Annotated in this window: 14 protein-coding genes and 1 other RNA gene; 13 read left to right on the forward strand and 2 right to left on the reverse strand. The window is 70.9% G+C overall.

All coding sequences use genetic code 11. The features are described from left to right. Positions 1-6 precede the first annotated feature (6 nt). The 5 genes from F4556_RS22830 to ssrA all read left to right on the forward strand — a co-directional run bounded on the left by F4556_RS22830 (position 7) and on the right by ssrA (position 3,414). A complete protein-coding gene (locus tag F4556_RS22830; RefSeq protein ID WP_184919067.1) occupies positions 7-1,209 on the forward strand; it encodes a hypothetical protein in 1,203 nt (400 codons plus the stop codon). Continuing rightward, positions 1,206-1,781: a hypothetical protein gene (locus F4556_RS22835; protein WP_184919069.1), complete on the forward strand. Its 576-nt coding sequence runs from the start codon at positions 1,206-1,208 to the stop codon at positions 1,779-1,781. Before F4556_RS22830 ends, F4556_RS22835 begins: the two co-directional genes overlap by 4 nt. Beyond that, complete coding sequence (locus F4556_RS22840; RefSeq protein WP_184919071.1) at positions 1,778-2,407, forward strand: hypothetical protein; 630 nt, start codon at positions 1,778-1,780, stop codon at positions 2,405-2,407. The genes F4556_RS22835 and F4556_RS22840 overlap by 4 nt, the downstream gene beginning before the upstream one ends. A gap of 60 nt (positions 2,408-2,467) precedes the next feature. After that, positions 2,468-2,947, forward strand: coding sequence for an SsrA-binding protein SmpB (gene smpB, locus F4556_RS22845; protein WP_184919072.1), 480 nt, complete (start codon positions 2,468-2,470; stop codon positions 2,945-2,947). 90 nt (positions 2,948-3,037) lie between these two features. Next, positions 3,038-3,414, forward strand: a transfer-messenger RNA (tmRNA) gene (gene ssrA, locus F4556_RS22850). Positions 3,415-3,499: 85 nt separating this feature from the next. On the opposite strand, the gene F4556_RS22855 is transcribed toward ssrA, so the two are convergent. Continuing rightward, on the reverse strand, positions 3,500-4,852 hold the full coding sequence (locus F4556_RS22855) for a ricin-type beta-trefoil lectin domain protein (protein ID WP_184919074.1): 1,353 nt from the start codon (positions 4,850-4,852) through the stop codon (positions 3,500-3,502). Between the two features lie 481 nt (positions 4,853-5,333). Between F4556_RS22855 and F4556_RS22860 the strand changes: the two genes are divergently transcribed. The 5 genes from F4556_RS22860 to F4556_RS22880 all read left to right on the forward strand — a co-directional run bounded on the left by F4556_RS22860 (position 5,334) and on the right by F4556_RS22880 (position 13,138). Continuing rightward, a complete protein-coding gene (locus F4556_RS22860; RefSeq protein ID WP_184919076.1) occupies positions 5,334-6,713 on the forward strand; it encodes a nitrate/nitrite transporter in 1,380 nt (459 codons plus the stop codon). 174 nt (positions 6,714-6,887) lie between these two features. Continuing rightward, positions 6,888-8,063, forward strand: coding sequence for a uroporphyrinogen-III synthase (locus F4556_RS22865; RefSeq protein ID WP_184919078.1), 1,176 nt, complete (start codon positions 6,888-6,890; stop codon positions 8,061-8,063). Between the two features lie 213 nt (positions 8,064-8,276). After that, positions 8,277-10,559, forward strand: a complete 2,283-nt coding sequence (locus F4556_RS22870; RefSeq protein ID WP_184919080.1) for a HelD family protein — start codon at positions 8,277-8,279, stop codon at positions 10,557-10,559. Between the two features lie 307 nt (positions 10,560-10,866). Next, positions 10,867-12,342 carry an NAD-dependent malic enzyme gene (locus F4556_RS22875; protein ID WP_184919081.1) on the forward strand — a complete coding sequence of 492 codons (1,476 nt, stop codon included), beginning with the start codon at positions 10,867-10,869 and terminating at the stop codon, positions 12,340-12,342. Positions 12,343-12,856: 514 nt separating this feature from the next. Then, positions 12,857-13,138, forward strand: a complete 282-nt coding sequence (locus F4556_RS22880; RefSeq protein WP_057237508.1) for an HU family DNA-binding protein — start codon at positions 12,857-12,859, stop codon at positions 13,136-13,138. A 74-nt stretch (positions 13,139-13,212) separates the two neighbouring features. On the opposite strand, the gene murA is transcribed toward F4556_RS22880, so the two are convergent. Then, the gene (murA, locus tag F4556_RS22885; protein ID WP_184919083.1) at positions 13,213-14,553 is read right to left on the reverse strand and encodes a UDP-N-acetylglucosamine 1-carboxyvinyltransferase; all 1,341 of its coding nucleotides are present in this window, start codon (positions 14,551-14,553) and stop codon (positions 13,213-13,215) included. Positions 14,554-14,824: 271 nt separating this feature from the next. On the opposite strand from murA, the gene F4556_RS22890 reads away from it, so the two are divergent. From F4556_RS22890 to F4556_RS22900, 3 genes are read left to right on the forward strand one after another with little or no spacing between them, the layout of a single operon-like run. After that, a complete protein-coding gene (locus F4556_RS22890) occupies positions 14,825-15,394 on the forward strand; it encodes a YqgE/AlgH family protein (protein WP_184919085.1) in 570 nt (189 codons plus the stop codon). Positions 15,395-15,438: 44 nt separating this feature from the next. After that, a complete protein-coding gene (locus F4556_RS22895; protein WP_184919087.1) occupies positions 15,439-15,717 on the forward strand; it encodes a DUF3039 domain-containing protein in 279 nt (92 codons plus the stop codon). A gap of 51 nt (positions 15,718-15,768) precedes the next feature. Continuing rightward, entirely contained in the window at positions 15,769-17,370 is a 1,602-nt protein-coding gene (locus F4556_RS22900) for a beta-N-acetylhexosaminidase (protein WP_184919089.1), read from the forward strand. Positions 17,371-17,376 lie beyond the last annotated feature (6 nt).

Below are 17,376 nucleotides of genomic sequence, written 5' to 3' on the forward strand. Positions count from 1 at the left end.
AGCACCATGTTCGAACGTGACTTCCCCGCGCTGGGGTTCGACCCCGCGCCCGGCGACCCGGGCCGGATCGACGCCCTGGTGCTGCAGCTCACCACCTCCGCCAAGTACCTGGAGGACGCGCACGCGACGCTGACCCGGGCCGTCTCCGGCGACGCCGGGTGGCAGGGTGACGCGGCGTCGGGTTTCGCCGCGAAGATCCAACCGCTGCCCCGGCAGCTGGAGATCGCCCGGCAGTCCTTCGACCGGGCCGCCCGGGAGCTGGACCGCTGGGGCGCCGACCTGGCGGGCCTGAAGTCCAAGGCCCACGCGTACGAGGACTCGGCCCAGGCGGCCAAGGCCCGGCTGAAGCGGGCCAAGGACAACCCCGACCTCGACCTGGCCAACGTGCTGTTCACCGACGGCGACCAACTGGCTGACGCCGAACGGCGGCTGGCCGCCGCGGCCCACGAGGTGGACAGCGCCGAGGACGAACTCGCCGGCCTGCGGCGGCAGGCCGCCGAGCTCTCGGCCCTGCACGAGGACCTCTCCGAGAAGTGCGCGGCAGCCCTGCGGGCGGCCGCCGAGGAGGCCCCGGACGGCCCCGGGCTGCTGGCCCGGCTCGGCGAGTCCATCGAGCAGGTCGCCATGCTGCAGATCAAGGCCGGCCAGGAGGTGGTGAAGTTCGTCCAGGACCACGCCAACTCCATCGCGGCGGTCGGCGACGTGCTCTCGAGCGTCAGCGCGGTCACCGGGCTCGTCGGGGCGGGCCTGGACGCCATCCCGGGCGGCGCGATCGTCGGCGGGCCGTTGGGAGTGATCTCGGGTGTCACCGGGCTCGGCGCGTTCGGCCTGCACGGGGTGGCCAAGGCCGGTGGCGCGGACGTCTCGTGGGGGAAGCTCGGCGAGGACGCGCTCAGCAGCCTGACCTTCGGGGTCGGCAGGGCCGCGGAGGCAGGCGGGCAGGTGTCGGCGGGGGTGGTGGCCGTCGCCGTCGGGGCCAAGCCCGCGTCGGACGGTATCGGCGCGATCCTCGACTTCAAGGAGCTGCTGGGCGGAGCCGAGACGCTCGAGTACTTCGTGCCGCAGAACAACCGGCAGAAGGCCGAGCTCGGATTCGGGCTGATGCCCGTGGTCGGGACGGGCATGCTGCTCGCCCCCGCTTTCGAGAACGCCTGGAACGCGGGCGCCGAGAAGGACCGCCAGGCCGCCGCCGAGAGGGGATCACGATGAGTCACGCCGAAAAGGTGCCGGCCCTCGCCGACGGGCGCCCCGAGTTCTCGATCACGTACACCGCGGGGGTGCCGGGGGATGTGGTCTGGGTGGCGCACCTCTACGGCTACGCACTCGCGGGCATGTCGGCCGGGGACAGTTCGACGAGCATTCGGTTCGTCCGCGACGACAGCCCGCCGGCCCGCCGCCGGGCGGCGTACATGTGGAACCCACAGGCGGACCCGTCCTTCGCGCCGCCGTTCAGCTGGCGGACGGACACTCCCTTCGGCTTCAACCCGCCCGGCTGGCACCCGGCGGTACGGATCTCGGGGATGACGCCGCAGGACGCCAAGGACGTGCAGATGCTGGCGGGCCTGACGCGCGCGTCCAGGTTCAGTGTCCTGGCGATCGTGCTGATCTTCGGAGGGGGTCTGGCCTGGGCCCTGCTCAAGTCGACCGACAACTGGGAGTGGAAGACCGCGCTCGCGCTCGGTCTGTGCGCCCTGTTCGTCGCGCTCCGCACGTTCGGCTACCGGACTTCCCACCGGGCAGCGGCTGCCCGCGCTCAGAAGAAGTGGGGGCCCGGCGGATGAGCCCCGAGTACCGGATCCGTTTCGAATTGCCGCCCGACTTCCGGGAGATCCCGGTCGGGGCGGACCTGGCCGAGCTCACCGACGACCTGCGCGGGCGGATCGGCGAGGACCGGGTCGAGGACACCGATCCCGTCCTGCTGAAGCAGCTGCTGATCGGTTACCGGCGGACGTCCTGGCAGCTCGCGGAGACCGGCGCGTACTACGCGGCCTCCTGCTTCGGGCTGATCGACGAGGGCCGTCCGTCCGCCGCCTCGCTGCTGATCTCCCATCAGGAGGTGGACTGCTCCGATCCGGAGACCGCCGTAGCGGGGATCATCGAGATCCGCCGACGTGGCTCCGACCGACGGCAGCTTCAGCGGTACGAACTGCCCTGCGGTCCCGCCGCCGTGGAGATCGAGCTGGACGAGCCGCTGATGGTCCCCGCCGCTGTCTCGCCGACCGGCGCCGACGTGCCGATCCCGGTGGCCACCCTGCAGGCGTGGATCCCGGTGCCGGCCGAGGCCGACCCGACCCGCCGGAGTCTGACGGTGGTGACCTTCAGTACGCCCTCGGTGCAGGACTGGGAGACGTACTGCCCGGTGGTGGTGGAGCTGCTGCGCACGGTCTCCTTCGATGCCGCGGCCTGACGCACCCGCCGGTAAAGGGGCTGCCGGTGGGTCGTCCGAGGTGCGAGAATGATCGGCGCTATGGCTAAAGAAACCGGAAAGAAGCTGATCGCGCAGAACAAGAAGGCGCGACACGAGTACACCATCCTCGACACGTACGAATGCGGTCTGGTGCTGACCGGCACCGAGGTCAAGTCGCTCCGCGAGGGGCGGGCCAACCTGGTGGACGGCTACGCCTACGTCCAGGCGCGTGAGGTGTGGATCGACAACGTGTTCATCCCCGAGTACACCCAGGGGACCTGGACCAACCACTCGGCGCGGCGGAAGCGCAAGCTGCTGCTGCACCGGATGGAGATCCACAAGATCGAGTCGAAGACCAAGGAGACCGGCCACACCCTGGTGCCGCTCTCGCTGTACTTCAAGGACGGCCGGGTGAAGCTCGAACTGGCCCTCGCGGTCGGCAAGAAGCTGCACGACAAGCGGCAGACCCTGCGTGAGAAGCAGGACCGCCGTGAGACGGACCGGGCGGTCGCGGCGGTCCGCCGCCGCCAGCAGGGTTAATCTGCTTGGCCAGGCCGGTCGCTGCGCGTAGTATGGGCGCAGCACCAACCGGAGGGTCCGCCCGCCGGGAGCTGTTTCTCAACAAAACATGGGGATGATCGGTTTCGACAGGGGAAGTCGAAACAGGAGAAGCGAGCCGAGGAACGCGGCAATGATCTCGTTAACCATCTGCCGCAAAACAATAATCGCCAACTCTAAGCGCGATGCCCAGCAGTTCGCTCTCGCTGCCTAAGCGAAAGTGAACGGGTGTCAGACCGGGGAGTTCCCGACCCGGACCCTGGCATAATTTAGGGAACTCAACCTTCCACCCCGGTCACGGGGGTCGGCGGGGAAATCAAACAGTGACTGGGCCTGTTGGCGGCTTGTCCGCGTGACTGCCAGGGCCGAGAAACTCACAGCGGACTGCGCTCGGAGAAGTCCTGAATCCACTCCACTGGACCCGGGTTCGATTCCCGGCATCTCCACCACCCCATGTGTATCGAAGGCCACCCTCCACACCGGAGGGTGGCCTTCGTGCTTCCCGGCCTCGCACGTACTGTCAGGCGGCCCCGGTCAGCTCTGCAGTCGCCACTGCTGGTTCGACCCGCCCGAGCAGCTCCACAGCTGGATCTTCGTACCGTTGGCCGTGGCCACTCCGGTCGCGTCCAGGCACAGCCCCGACTGGACTCCGGTGATCGTGCCGTTGGAGTTGACGGTCCACTGCTGGTTGGTCTGGCCGTTGCAGTCCCAGATCACCACGGCGGTGCCGTTCGCGGTGCCCTTACCGGACGCGTCCAGGCACTTGTTGCCGTAGATCGTGAGCTGCTTGCCCGCGGTGTAGGTCCACTGCTGGCCGGCGGCGCCGTTGCAGTCCCACAGCTGGGCCTGGGTGCCGTTGGTGGTGGTGGAGTTGTTGATGTCGACGCACCGGCCGGACTGCTGCCCCACGAGCCGCTGGGCGGTGGGCGTCGGAGTGGGAGGGGTGCTCGAGTCGAACTGGCTGAAGAACTTCCACACCTCGCCCGAGGTCCAGGTGCGCCAGCCGTCACCGGTGGAGCCGTCGATCGGGCCGGGGTCGTGGCCCGCTCCGTCGAAGGCCGCCCAGACCACGGGATATCCGGCGCGGCAGCCGGAGTAGGTGGTGACGATGTGGGTCAGGCTGCCGTTCGCCGGCTCCGGCGGGTTCTGCGCGGTGCAGCCGTTGTTCCGGACGAAGGTGTCCCGGAGCGAGCGGCCCGAGGCGATGGGCAGGACGTTGTCCCGGAGGCCGTGCAGGCCCATGTACGCGATCGGCTGCGTTCCGCCGGCACACCCGCTGAGGTTCGCGCCGGCGTAGACCGCGACCGCCCGGAAGACGGTCGGCCGGGCGCAGGCGAGCGCGTACGACATGGCGCCGCCGTAGCTGAAGCCGGCGGCGAACAGCTGCGTGCTGTCGACGCAGAGCCCCGCCTCGAGCTGGCGGGTCAGGTCGTCGACGAGGGTCACGTCCTGGCCGTTGTTGTTGGCCCAGCCGTTGTCGAAGCCCTGGGGGGCGACGAAGATGGTGCCGTTGTTCGCGCCGTCCGCCAGTCGCCGGAGGCCGTAGTAGGACCAGTTGTATCCGTCGGTTCCGCCCGAGTCGACGTCGTTCGCGGTGCCGCCCCGCCAGTGGAACCCGAAGACCAGGCGGTAGGGGCGGTTGCTGTCGTAGTTGGCGGGGACCCTGAGGATGTAGCTGCGGTTCTGGCCGCTGCTCTGGATCGTGTGGGCGCCGCTGCTCAGCGTCGGGGCCTTGCCGCAGCCGGCGGTCGGCGCGGCGGCCGCACTGACGGCCGCGGGTGCGGCGGTCACGCCGGGGGTCTGGCTCTGTGCGGTGCCGGTCCCGGCGATCCCGAGCACGAGGAGCGCGGCGGCGGTGACGGACGCTAAGAAGGTGGTGGGCTTCATCGGGTCGTCCTTCGTTGTGGGGGAGGGGCGCGACCCCGGGCCGATGGGTGGCAGCCGAGGGGTCGGAGGTGACGGCGGGTCAGCCGTTCGGCGGGCTTCTGACGTTCACGCAGGTCTCCTGGCGGGGGCGGCAGCCAAGTGCGACACGCACAAGTCATGTGAGCGTTAACACGCCGCCCCGTGGGAAAGGGCGGCGGTTGTCGTCGGAATGACGGCAGCGTGCTCCCCTGCGCGTGCACTGTCAACCCTTCTCACACCCGGAGGCGGCGGAGAGAAATAGCCCAACGGGGCGATGGAAATCCGTGGCGGCCGAGGCCATCCTGTTCCCCGGCGGCCTGATCGACCCGCTCGGCTGCCCTCACAACGCCGCCGTCCGTCGGGTGAGAGGACGGTTCCTCCGGCGTCACAGGCCACAACGAGGGCGAAATCACCGCCTCCTAACGTCAGTTGGCACAGGGCACCGGCAGGCAAGGGGAGCGCGATGGGCACGGACACGGCAGCGCAGGGCAGAGCGGGCGGTCGCTGGATCCAGGAATGGCAGCCGGAGGACGCCGGCTTCTGGGAGCGGACCGGACGGAAGACCGCGAACCGCAATCTGGTGTTCTCGATCATCTCCGAGCACATCGGTTTCTCGATCTGGAGCCTCTGGTCGGTGATGGTCCTCTTCATGGGGCCGAAGTACGGCGTGGACCCGGCCGGCAAGTTCTTCCTGGTCGCGGTGCCCACCCTGGTCGGCGCGTTCGTCCGGATCCCGTACACCGTCGCGGTGGCCCGGTTCGGCGGGCGGAACTGGACCGTGATCGCGGCGCTCCTGCTGCTGCTGCCGACCCTGGCGGCCGCGTACGTCATGCACCCCGGGACCTCGTACACCACCTTCATGCTGGTGGCGGCGCTGACCGGGCTCGGCGGCGGCAACTTCGCCTCCTCGATGACCAACATCAACGCCTTCTTCCCGCAGCACCGGAAGGGCTGGGCGCTCGGCCTGAACGCGGGCGGCGGCAACATCGGCGTCCCGGTGATCCAGCTGGTCGCGCTCGGCGTGATCACCTGGGCCGGGGCCACCCACCCGCGGCTGGTGCTGGGCATCTACCTGCCGCTGATCATCGTCTCGGTGACCTGCGCGGCGCTGTTCATGGACAACCTGGCGCCGATGAAGAACGACACCGGTGCGCTGGCCGAGATCGTGAAGCAGAAGCACACCTGGCTGATGTCCGTCCTCTACATCGGCACCTTCGGCTCCTTCATCGGCTTCAGCTTCGCCTTCGGTCTGGTGCTGCAGAACCAGTTCGGCCGCACCCCGCTGCAGGCCGCCCAGCTGACCTTCGTCGGCCCGCTGCTCGGCTCGCTGATCCGGCCGGTCGGCGGCTGGCTGGCGGACCGGCTCGGCGGTGCCCGGATCACCCTGTGGAACTTCGCCGCGATGGCGGTCGCCGCCGGGGTGGTCACGTACGCCTCCTCGATCAAGTCGCTGCCGGTCTTCCTGACCGGTTTCATCGCCCTGTTCGTCTTCGCCGGACTGGGCAACGGCTCCACGTACAAGATGATCCCGGTGATCTTCGAGGCCAAGGCGCAGGACCGGATCGCCCAGCTCGGCGACACCGTCGAGCAGGCCGCCGCCTGGTCCCGCCGGATGTCCGGCGCGGCGGTCGGCGTGATCGGCGCGGTCGGGGCGCTCGGCGGCCTGTTCATCAACCTGGCGTTCCGGCAGTCCTTCCTGGTGGCCAAGACCGGTACGCCGGCCTTCGTCTCCTTCCTGGTGGCGTACGCGGTCTGCTTCGCGCTCACCTGGGTGGTGTACCTGCGCCGGCCGAGCGCCGCCCCCGGCGAGGCGGTACCGAGCCCCGCGCTGGCCCGGGCCTGACCTGGGGCCTGCTCCGCGACCGGCCGTCCACCCCTTGGACGGCCGGTCCGACCTGCGAAACAAGCCGGAAATCGGACCGACCCCGCTGCGACACCGCCGGGGGAGACGATTTCCGTCCACCCACCCTTTCGGCCTGCCGCAGCCGTGAGGGGCACCACCGAAGGACCAACAGCCATGGACGATCTGACGAGCAGTCGCCCCACCGACCGCACCGAACCGGTACCGCCACTGGCCGGGTTCACCATCGGCATCACCGCCGCCCGGCGGGCCGACGAACTCGCCGCGCTGCTCCAGCGCCGGGGCGCCGCCGTGCTGCGGGCCCCCGCCCTGCGGATCGTGCCGCTCACCGACGACACCGAACTGCTCGCCGCCACCCGCGCGTTGGTCGCCGACCCGCCGGACATCGCGGTGGCCACCACCGGCATCGGCTTCCGGGGCTGGATCGAGGCCGCCGAGGGCTGGGGGCTCGGCGACGACCTGATCGACCGTCTTGGCAAGGCCGTGGTGCTGGCCCGCGGCCCCAAGGCCAAGGGCGCGATCCGGGCCGCCGGCCTGCGCGAGGAGTGGTCGCCCGAGTCGGAGTCCTCGGTCGAGGTGCTCGAACGGCTGCTGGAGCAGGGCGTGGACGGTCGGCGGATCGCCGTCCAGCTGCACGGCGCCCCGCTGCGGGACTTCGTCGAGTCGCTGAAGGCGGCCGGCGCGGAGGTGGTGGAGGTCCCCGTCTACCGCTGGCTGCCGCCCGCCGACCTGAACCCGCTGGACCGACTGCTGGACGCCTGCTGCGCGGGCGCCCTGGACGCGGTCACCTTCACCAGCGCCCCCGCCGCGATCAGCCTGCTCGACCGGGCCGAACAGCGCGGCCTGACCGCCGAGTTGCTGCACGCACTGCGCCGGGACGTGCTGCCGGTCTGCGTCGGCCCGGTGACGGCGGCCCCGCTGGAGGAACTCGACGTCGCCACCGTCTGGCCGGAACGGATGCGGCTCGGCGCGATGGTCCAGACGCTCACCGCCCAGCTGCCGGGCCGCGCGCGACGGCTCTCGGTGGCCGGGCACCTGCTGGAACTGCGCGGCCAGGCCGTGCTGGTGGACGGCGAGCTGCGACCCGTACCGCCGGCCGGGATGGCCCTGCTCCGCGCGCTCGCGAAGCGGCCGGGGTGGGTGGTGCCGCGGGCCGAGCTGCTGCGGGCGCTGCCGGGGAGCGGGAACGACGAGCATGCGGTGGAGACGGCGATGGCGCGGCTGCGCTCCGCGCTCGGCGCCCCGCGCCTGGTGGCCACCGTCGTCAAGCGGGGGTACCGGCTGGCGCTCGACCCGGTCGCGGACCCGGGGGAGAAGTACGGCGCGGCGTAGCTGAGGCGGGCCCCGCAGGGGCTCGGGGAACGGCGACGGTTCGTGGCTGGTGGGTATCACTGCGAAAGTGCCTGACCATTTACGGACGGATCACCTTTTTCGAGGTCGGCGTCGCAGTTCCCCGAGCCCCTGTTGTGGTCGCCCATGTGCCTTGGGGCGTAGGATCATCCGTCCGTCTCTTTTCCGAGGTCCTTCGCCGCACCCCCCGAGGCCATGCACAGCAGCTCTGACTCAGACACCATCCGCGACCGCGAGATCGCGGGCGAACAGCGCCATCTCGACACGGTGTACCACCGGCTGGAGGAGAAGCTCGCCGAGGCCGAGTACATCCTGGAGGACGCCGCCAAGCGCGTGCAGGTCGGTACGCCCGGCGCGCTCGCCGAGCGCGATGCCCAGGTGTACCGCGCGGGCGCGCACCTGCACCGGCTCAACGCCGAGTTCGAGGACTTCCTGTTCGGCCGGATCGACCTCCAGCAGGCCGACGCTCCGGAGGAACACGGCATCCCGTCGCAGACCCCGCTCGACCCGGCCGACCCGGCCGTCGCCGAGACGTTGCACATCGGGCGGCTCGGCGTGCTCGACGCCGAGTTCGGGCCGCTGGTGATCGACTGGCGGGCGCCGGCCGCCGCGCCGTTCTACCGGTCCACCCCGCTGGAGCCGGGCCGGGTGATCCGACGGCGGGTCATCCGGTCGAAGGGCCGCAAGGTGCTCGGGGTCGAGGACGACCTGCTGCGCCCGGACCTGACGCCGACCCTGGACGGCCAGGAGCTGGCGGTGGTCGGCGACGGTGCGCTGATGGCCTCGCTCGGCCGGGCCCGCAGCCACTCGATGCGCGACATCGTCTCCTCGATCCAGCGCGAGCAGGACGAGGTGATCCGGGCCCCCGCGCCGGGCGCCACCCTGGTGACCGGTGGTCCCGGTACCGGGAAGACGGCGGTCGCGCTGCACCGGGCCGCGTTCCTGCTCTACCAGGACCGCCGTCGGTACGCTGGCGGCATCCTGGTGGTCAGCCCGACCGCGCTGCTGGTCTCGTACACCGAGGGCGTGCTGCCCTCGCTGGGCGAGGAGGGCCAGGTCGCGATCCGGGCCGTCGGCAGTCTGGTGGACGGCATCGAGGCGGGCCGGTACGACACGCCCGAGGCCGCGCACGTGAAGGGCTCGGCCCGGATGGTGACGCTGCTGCGCCGGGCGGCCAAGGCCGCGCTGGAGCTGGGCGCGCCGACCGAGCTGAAGGTGTTCGCCAAGGGCGAGGCGCTCCGGCTGGACGCCAACAAGCTCCGTACGGTGCGCGGCAACGTGATCGGCAGCGGCGGCACGCCGCTCAACCTGCTGCGCCCGCGGGCCAGGCGGCTGCTGCTGGACGCGCTCTGGCAGGAGGCGATCAGGCACCAGCCGCGCCCGAGCGACCACTACGCCAGGGAGCAGCGCCAGGAGGAGAAGGAGGCCTTCGACGAGTACGTCTCCGACGAGGCGGTCTTCCTGGACTTCCTGGACGCCTGGTGGCCCGCCCTGACGCCCCGTCGGGTGCTGGCCACCCTCAAGCAGTCCCGGCACACCAACCGGATCGCCCGCCGGGCCGTCACGCCGGACGAGGCGCGCCTGCTGGCGTCCTCCCTGAGCGGGCTGACGGACCGTGGCGAGGGCCCGCTCTCGGCGCACGACGTGGCGATGGTGGACGAGCTGCAGCTGCTGCTCGGCGAGGCGGCCAGGCGGGTGGTCCGCGAGGTGGACGCGGTCGACATGCTGACCGGTCTGGACGAGGTCACCACGTACGCGGACCGGTCGTCCCGGCAGCGCGACCGGGTGCCGGTCGAGCGGGTCGAGTACGCGCACGTGATCGTGGACGAGGCGCAGGACCTCACCCCGATGCAGTGGCGGATGGTCGGCCGGCGTTCCCGGATGGCGACCTGGACCATCGTCGGCGACCCGGCGCAGTCCTCCTGGCCGTTCCCGCAGGAGGCGCAGGCGGCGATGGACGAGGTGCTGGCGGGCAAGCCGCGCCGTCGGCACACGCTGACCGTGAACTACCGCAACCCGTCTGAGATCGCCGAGGTGGCGGCCAAGGTGCTGGCGCTGGCCGCGCCCGGCACCCCCTCGCCGACGGCGGTCCGCTCGACCGGTCTGGCGCCGCGCTTCGCGGCGGCGGCCTCGGCCGACCCGGCCGTCTTCGCGGCGGCCGCCCGGGCCGAGCTGACCCGGCTGCTGGCCGAGGTGGACGGCACCGTCGCGGTGGTGGTCCCGATGGACCGCCGGGCCGAGGCGGCCGGCTGGATCGAGGGTCTGGGCGAGCGGGCGGTGGCGCTCGGCAGCCTGGAGGCCAAGGGTCTGGAGTACGACGCCACGGTGGTGGCCGACCCGGTCGGCATCGCGGGGGAGTCCGAGGCCGGCCTGCGGGTGCTGTACGTGGCGCTGACCCGGGCGACCCAGCGGCTGACCGTGCTCTCCGGCCCGGACGACCTGCCGGACGTGGACGGGGTGCCGGCGCTGCTGCGCTGACGGACCGACACGAAGAAGGCCCCTCACCAGTGGTGAGGGGCCTTCCGACGTTATGACACCGACCCGCCATGCTCGCCTCGCGGCAAGTGGTCGCTCGTAGCGACGAAGGTTGGGCCCGGGGGCTTGGATCGAGTCGGTGCCTTGTCCAATGTAACGCATCGCCCGTGAAGGGCAAGAAACCTTGTCGAGTCCGGACACTCAATGAACGTTATTTCTGGCAGGCCCTTGGTTGGTGCGACGATCGAGGTCTAGCATGCCCAAGGCGTGAGATTTTCAACAAAGTGTTGATCCAGGAAGAAGGACGTCGATGGCGACGGTGCCCAGTGTCTCGAACTCGATCACGGTGCGGCTGGAGGTCCCGGCCACCGGAAACGCGGTGAGCTCGATCACCACCGCGGTCGAGTCCTCCGGCGGTTCGGTCACCGGTCTCGACGTCACCGCCTCGGGCCTGGAGGCGCTCCGGATCGACGTGACGGTGGCCGCCTCCTCGGTGGCGCACGGCGAGGAGATCGTCGAGAAGCTGCGCGCGATCGACGGCGTGGCGATCGGCAAGGTCTCGGACCGTACCTTCCTGATGCACCTCGGCGGCAAGATCGAGATGTCCTCCAAGCTGCCGATCCGCAACCGTGACGACCTCTCGATGATCTACACCCCCGGTGTGGCCCGGGTTTGCATGGCGATCGCCGAGAACCCCGAGGACGCCCGCCGCCTGACCATCAAGCGCAACAGCGTCGCGGTGGTCACCGACGGCTCCGCCGTGCTGGGTCTGGGCAACATCGGCCCGATGGCCGCGCTGCCGGTGATGGAGGGCAAGGCCGCGCTGTTCAAGCGGTTCGCCAACATCGACGCCTGGCCGATCTGCCTGGACACCCAGGACGCCGACGAGATCGTCGCGATCGTGAAGGCGATCGCCCCCGGCTTCGCGGGCATCAACCTGGAGGACATCTCCGCGCCGCGCTGCTTCGAGATCGAGGCCCGGCTGCGCGAGGCGCTGGACATCCCGGTCTTCCACGACGACCAGCACGGCACCGCGATCGTGGTGCTGGCCGCGCTGACCAACGCGCTGCGGGTGGTCGGCAAGGAGATCTCCGAGATCCGGGTGGTGATGTCGGGCGCCGGCGCCGCCGGTACCGCGATCCTCAAGCTGCTGCTGGCGGCCGGTGTCGAGCACGCCACCGTGGCGGACGTCCGCGGCGTGGTGCACAGCGGCCGGGACGACCTGAACGACTCGCTGCGCTGGATCGCCGAGCACACCAACCGCTCGGGCCGTACCGGCACGCTCAAGGAGGCGGTGGCCGACGCCGACGTCTTCATCGGCGTCTCGGCCCCGAACCTGCTGGACGGCGACGACCTGGCCACCATGGCCGAGAACTCGATCGTCTTCGCGCTGGCCAACCCGGACCCGGAGGTCGACCCGGCGGTGGCCCGGCAGACCGCCGCCGTGGTGGCCACCGGCCGCAGCGACTTCCCGAACCAGATCAACAACGTGCTGGTCTTCCCCGGCGTGTTCCGCGGCCTGCTGGACGCGCAGAGCCACACCGTCAACACCGAGATGATGATCGCCGCAGCCCGGGCGCTGGCCACCACGGTCGCCGACGACCAGCTGAACGCCAACTACATCATCCCCAGCGTCTTCCACCCCGACGTGGCCAAGACCGTGGCAGCGGCCGTCCGGGAGGCCGCCCTGGCGGCCCGTGGCGGCGCGGAGCCCGCCCCGTCGAAGCCCACCCCGGGCATCGTCGGCACGCTCGACACCGCGGCTTTCCCGGCCGTTCGGCTGTAGGTCGCACGCCTGCTCGGGGACGGCCCGGGACTCGGGCAAATGCCCGGTCGGCGGCCTTACCCATCCACACATGCCCCGAACCCTTGCGACACAAGGGGAAGGGGCGTGTTTGGGCTTGTCGGTGCCAGGGCGTACGGTAGCCCTGCACGGGGCAGGCGTGTCCGACAAGTACGGAACGTCCCCCTGGGCTCTCGGCGTGTCCTCCGGACCGTCGCCCGATCCGGTCCGCCGGAGCCGACGGAGCGTCACAACTCCGGTGGGCGGGCGCTGTTCGGGTCAACCGCGCCGGGGTCCGATTGGCTTTCTCAGTGCCGGTCGGGGCAGGATTCGTACCCAGGCAGTGCGGTTTGAGGCGCTTCGGGGTGCAAGCCCGACCCCTGACCAACCCTCGCCTGAATGAGCACAGTGTGCGGACCAGCGGCCCGTCCGGTCATCCTCCAGAACATGGGGGCCCCGGGAGGGACGACCGATGGGCCCCCGCACACCGCAACGCGAACAGACCACAGGAGTACACATGAACCGCAGTGAGCTGGTGGCCGCTCTGTCGGAGCGCGCCGAGGTGACCCGCAAGGACGCCGACGCTGTTCTGGCCGCCTTCGCCGAGGTTGTCGGCGAGGTCGTCGCCAAGGGCGACGAGAAGGTCACCATTCCCGGCTTCCTGACCTTCGAGCGCACCCACCGTGCCGCTCGTACGGCCCGTAACCCGCAGACCGGCGACCCGATCCAGATCCCGGCCGGTTTCAGCGCCAAGGTCAGTGCCGGTTCGAAGCTGAAGGAAGCCGCCAAGGGTAAGTAACCCCGAAGCAGCTGTAGACGACCGTGGCCGGTCTCCCTGAGGGGAGACCGGCCACGGTCGTCTGTACGTGCGGATCAGGCGGGGACGAGCTCCTCGTTGGGCAGCTCGACCTGGGCGCCGAGGTCGCGGAGCTTCTCCATGAAGTTCTCGTAGCCCCGGTTGATCAGGTCGATGCCGTGCACGGTCGAGGTGCCCTCGGCCGCCAGCGCCGCGATCAGGTACGAGAACCCGCCGCGCAGGTCGGGGATGACCAGCTCGCCGCCGATCAGCTTGGACGGGCCCGAGACCACCGCGGAGTGCTGGAAGTTGCGGGCGCCGAACCGGCAGGGGGTGCCGCCCAGGCACTCGCTGTAGAGCTGGATGTGCGCGCCCATCTGGTTCAGCGCGCCGGTGAAGCCGAGCCGGGACTCGTACACCGTCTCGTGCACGATCGAGAGGCCGTCGGCCTGGGTCAGCGCGACCACCAGCGGCTGCTGCCAGTCGGTCTGGAAGCCGGGGTGCACGTCGGTCTCCAGGGCGATCGCCTTGAGCTCGCCGCCCGGGTGCCAGAACCGGATGCCCTCGTCGTCGATCTCGAAGGCGCCGCCGACCTTCCGGAAGGTGTTCAGGAAGGTCATCATCGGGATCTGGTCGGCGCCGCGGACGTAGATGTCGCCCTTGGTGGCCAGTGCCGCGCAGGCCCAGGAGGCCGCCTCGAGGCGGTCCGGCAGGGCGCGGTGGTTGTAGCCGGAGAGCTCGTCCACGCCGGTGATCAGGATGGTCCGGTCGGTGCCCAGCGAGATGATCGCGCCCATCTTCTGCAGCACGCAGATCAGGTCGACGATCTCCGGCTCGACGGCCGCGTTCCGCAGCTCGGTGACGCCCTCGGCGAGCACCGCGGTGAGCAGCACCTGCTCGGTCGCGCCGACCGACGGGTACGGCAGCTCGATCTTGGTGCCCTGCAGCCGCTGGGCCGCCACCAGGTAGGTGCCCTGCGGGTGCTTCTCGATGGTCGCGCCGAACTGGCGGAGCACCTCGAAGTGGAAGTCCACCGGCCGGCCGCCGATGTCGCAGCCGCCCAGGCCCGGGATGAAGGCGTGGCCGAGGCGGTGCAGCAGCGGGCCGCAGAACAGGATCGGGATCCGCGAGGAGCCCGCGTGCGCGTCGATGTCGGCGACGTTGGCGCTCTCCACGTGCGAGGGGTCGAGGATCAGCTCGCCCTCCTCGTCACCGGTGCGCACCGTCACACCGTGCAGCTGCAGCAGCCCGCGGACCACCTTGACGTCACGGATGTCCGGGACGTTGCGCAGTCTGCTGGGGCCCGTGCCGAGCAGGGCGGCGACCATGGCCTTGGGGACCAGGTTCTTCGCACCACGGACGCGGATCTCGCCTTCGAGCGGGTTTCCGCCGTGGACCAGCAGTACGTCGTCGGTCATCGTTCTCGCAATCCGGGAGGCCATAGGGGGGTGAGTCGGCTGCGGAGCAGGGCAGACGCAAGTGGAAGGATCTTCCACCGGAGTAGAAGGCCCTTCCACCACCTATAGATGGTAAGGGGCGGACGATTGGTTCCCTTGCGCCCTATTGGTGATCATGCTCTCCCGGTGGTCGACACGGCGGGCCGGTACGTCCGTTCGGGTGGTGCCGGACCCGGCACGGCTTTCGTGTTGGACCTCCCGGGCCGGGGCGGACTGCGGGATCATGTGAGGCATGACCCCGGCCTCCTCGTACACCGGCCGACTCCTGGTCGCCACGCCGATGCTCACCGACCCGAACTTCGCCCGCTCCGTGGTCCTGCTGCTGGACCACGACGAGCAGGGCGCGCTCGGCGTGGTGCTCAACCACCCGACCCCGATCGAGGTGGCGGCGGTGCTGGACGGCTGGTCAGAGCTGGCCGGCCGCCCGGCCGTGCTGTTCCAGGGCGGCCCGGTCGGCCTGGACTCGGCGCTCGCGGTCGCCGTGGTCCCGGGTGAGCCCGGTCACGCCGAGCCGCTCGGCTGGCGGCGGCTGCACGGCGCGATCGGGCTGGTCGACCTGGAGGCCCCGCCCGAGCTGCTGGCCGGGGAACTGGGCGGGCTGCGGGTCTTCGCCGGGTACGCGGGCTGGTCGCCCGGCCAGCTGGAGGCCGAACTGGCCGAGGGCGCCTGGTACCTGGTGGACTGTGAGCCAGGTGACATTTTCTGCCCGGACCCGGAACGGCTCTGGCGCGCGGTACTGCGGCGCCAGCGCGGCCCGCTCGCGGTGCTGGCGACGTACCCGGACGACCCGACGCTGAACTGAGGCAGGCTCCCGCACGGGCCCCGGGCCCCATAGACTTGGCCCCTATGAGCACTCTTGAGCCCGAGCGCGGTCTCGGTACCGGCACCCTGGTCGAGCCCGTCCCCCAGGTGTCCAACGGCGACGGCGACCACGAGCGCTTCGCGCACTATGTCCAGAAGGACAAGATCATGGAGAGCGCGCTCTCCGGCTCCCCGGTGGTCGCGCTCTGCGGCAAGGTCTGGGTTCCCGGGCGCGACCCGAAGAAGTACCCGGTCTGCCCGATGTGCAAGGAGATCTTCGAGGGCATCGGCAAGCCGCAGGGCGGGGATGACGACAAGAAGTAGGCAGGACGATTGGTCTATGCCACTGGTGGTCCGGCGGGGCAGGATGAGGTCATGGATCTCATTCCGGCCCCGCTGAGTGTCACCCGTCCCGAGACCGGCGAGTACGTGCTGGACACCGGCACGACGCTGACCGCCGAACCCGGCCTGGAGGGCGTCGAGTCCTGGCTCCGCGCCACTCTCAACGCCGCCACCGGCCTCCCGCTGCGCCCCGGCGCGGGCGGTGTCGAGCTGCGGCTCGACGAGTCGCTCGCCCCGGAGGCGTACCGGCTCTCGGTCGGCCCCGGCGGCGCCCGGCTGGCGGCGGGCGCCGCGGCCGGCGCCTTCCTCGGCGCCCAGACCCTCCGTCAGCTGCTCGGCCCCGACGCCTACCGCCGGGCCCCGCTGCGCCGCACCGGCTGGGCGCTGCCGTACACCGAGATCGAGGACGCGCCCCGGTTCGGCTGGCGTGGGGTGCTGCTGGACGTCTCCCGGCACTTCCTGCCCAAGGCGGACGTGCTGCGCTTCCTGGACCTGATGGCCGCGCACAAGCTCAACGTGCTGCACCTGCACCTGACGGACGATCAGGGCTGGCGGATCGAGATCAAGCGCTACCCGAGGCTCACCGAGGTGGCCTCCTGGCGGGATCGTTCGATGGTCGGCTTCCGGGCCGCCGAGCGCCGCAACGACGAGCCGCACGGCGGCTTCTACACCCAGGACGACCTGCGCGAGATCGTCGCGTACGCGGACGCCCGGCACATCACCGTGGTCCCGGAGATCGACCTGCCGGGCCACTCGCAGGCCGCCATCTCGGCCTACCCCGAACTCGGCAACACCGATGTGGTGGACACCGCCGGGCTGTCGGTCTGGACGGACTGGGGGATCAGCGAGAACGTGCTGAACGTCTCCGAGCAGACCCTGCGGTTCTTCGAGGGGGTGCTCGAGGAGGTGCTGGAGATCTTCCCCTCGCAGTTCGTGCACCTCGGCGGCGACGAGTGCCGCAAGGAGCAGTGGAAGCTCAGCCAGGCCGCGCAGAACCGGATCAAGGAGCTCGGGGTGGCCGACGAGGACGGGCTGCAGAGCTGGTTCATCGGCCACTTCGACAGCTGGCTGGCCGACCGCGGGCGGCGGCTGATCGGCTGGGACGAGATCCTGGAGGGCGGTCTGGCGCCCGGCGCCGCGGTCTCCTCCTGGCGCGGCTACGAGGGCGGGGTGGCGGCCGCGAAGGCGGGCCACGACGTGGTGATGTGCCCCGAGCAGCACGTCTACCTGGACCACCGGCAGGCGGCCGGGGAGGACGAGCCGATCCCGGTCGGGTTCGTCCGCACCCTGGAGGACGTCTACCGGTTCGAGCCGATCCCGGCCGAGCTCGACGCGACTGCGGCCGCCCGGGTGATCGGGACCCAGGCGAACCTGTGGACCGAGTTCATGAACGACGCCCGGGACGTCGACTACCGGGCCTTCCCCCGGCTGGCCGCGTTCGCCGAGGTGGCCTGGTCGGACCTGCCGCGCGAGCCCGCCGCCCGCGACTGGGCGGACTTCGAGCGCCGGATGGCCACCCACTACGCCCGGCTCGACGCGCTCGGCGTGGAGTACCGCCCGGCCGCCGGGCCGCACCCGTGGCAGCGCCGCCCCGGGGTACTCGGTCGTCCGTCGGAGGGCCCCGGGAACTCATAGAGGTTC

Origin of the sequence: Kitasatospora gansuensis, from assembly GCF_014203705.1 — a bacterium.
Taxonomy (GTDB): Bacteria; Actinomycetota; Actinomycetes; order Streptomycetales; family Streptomycetaceae; genus Kitasatospora; species Kitasatospora gansuensis.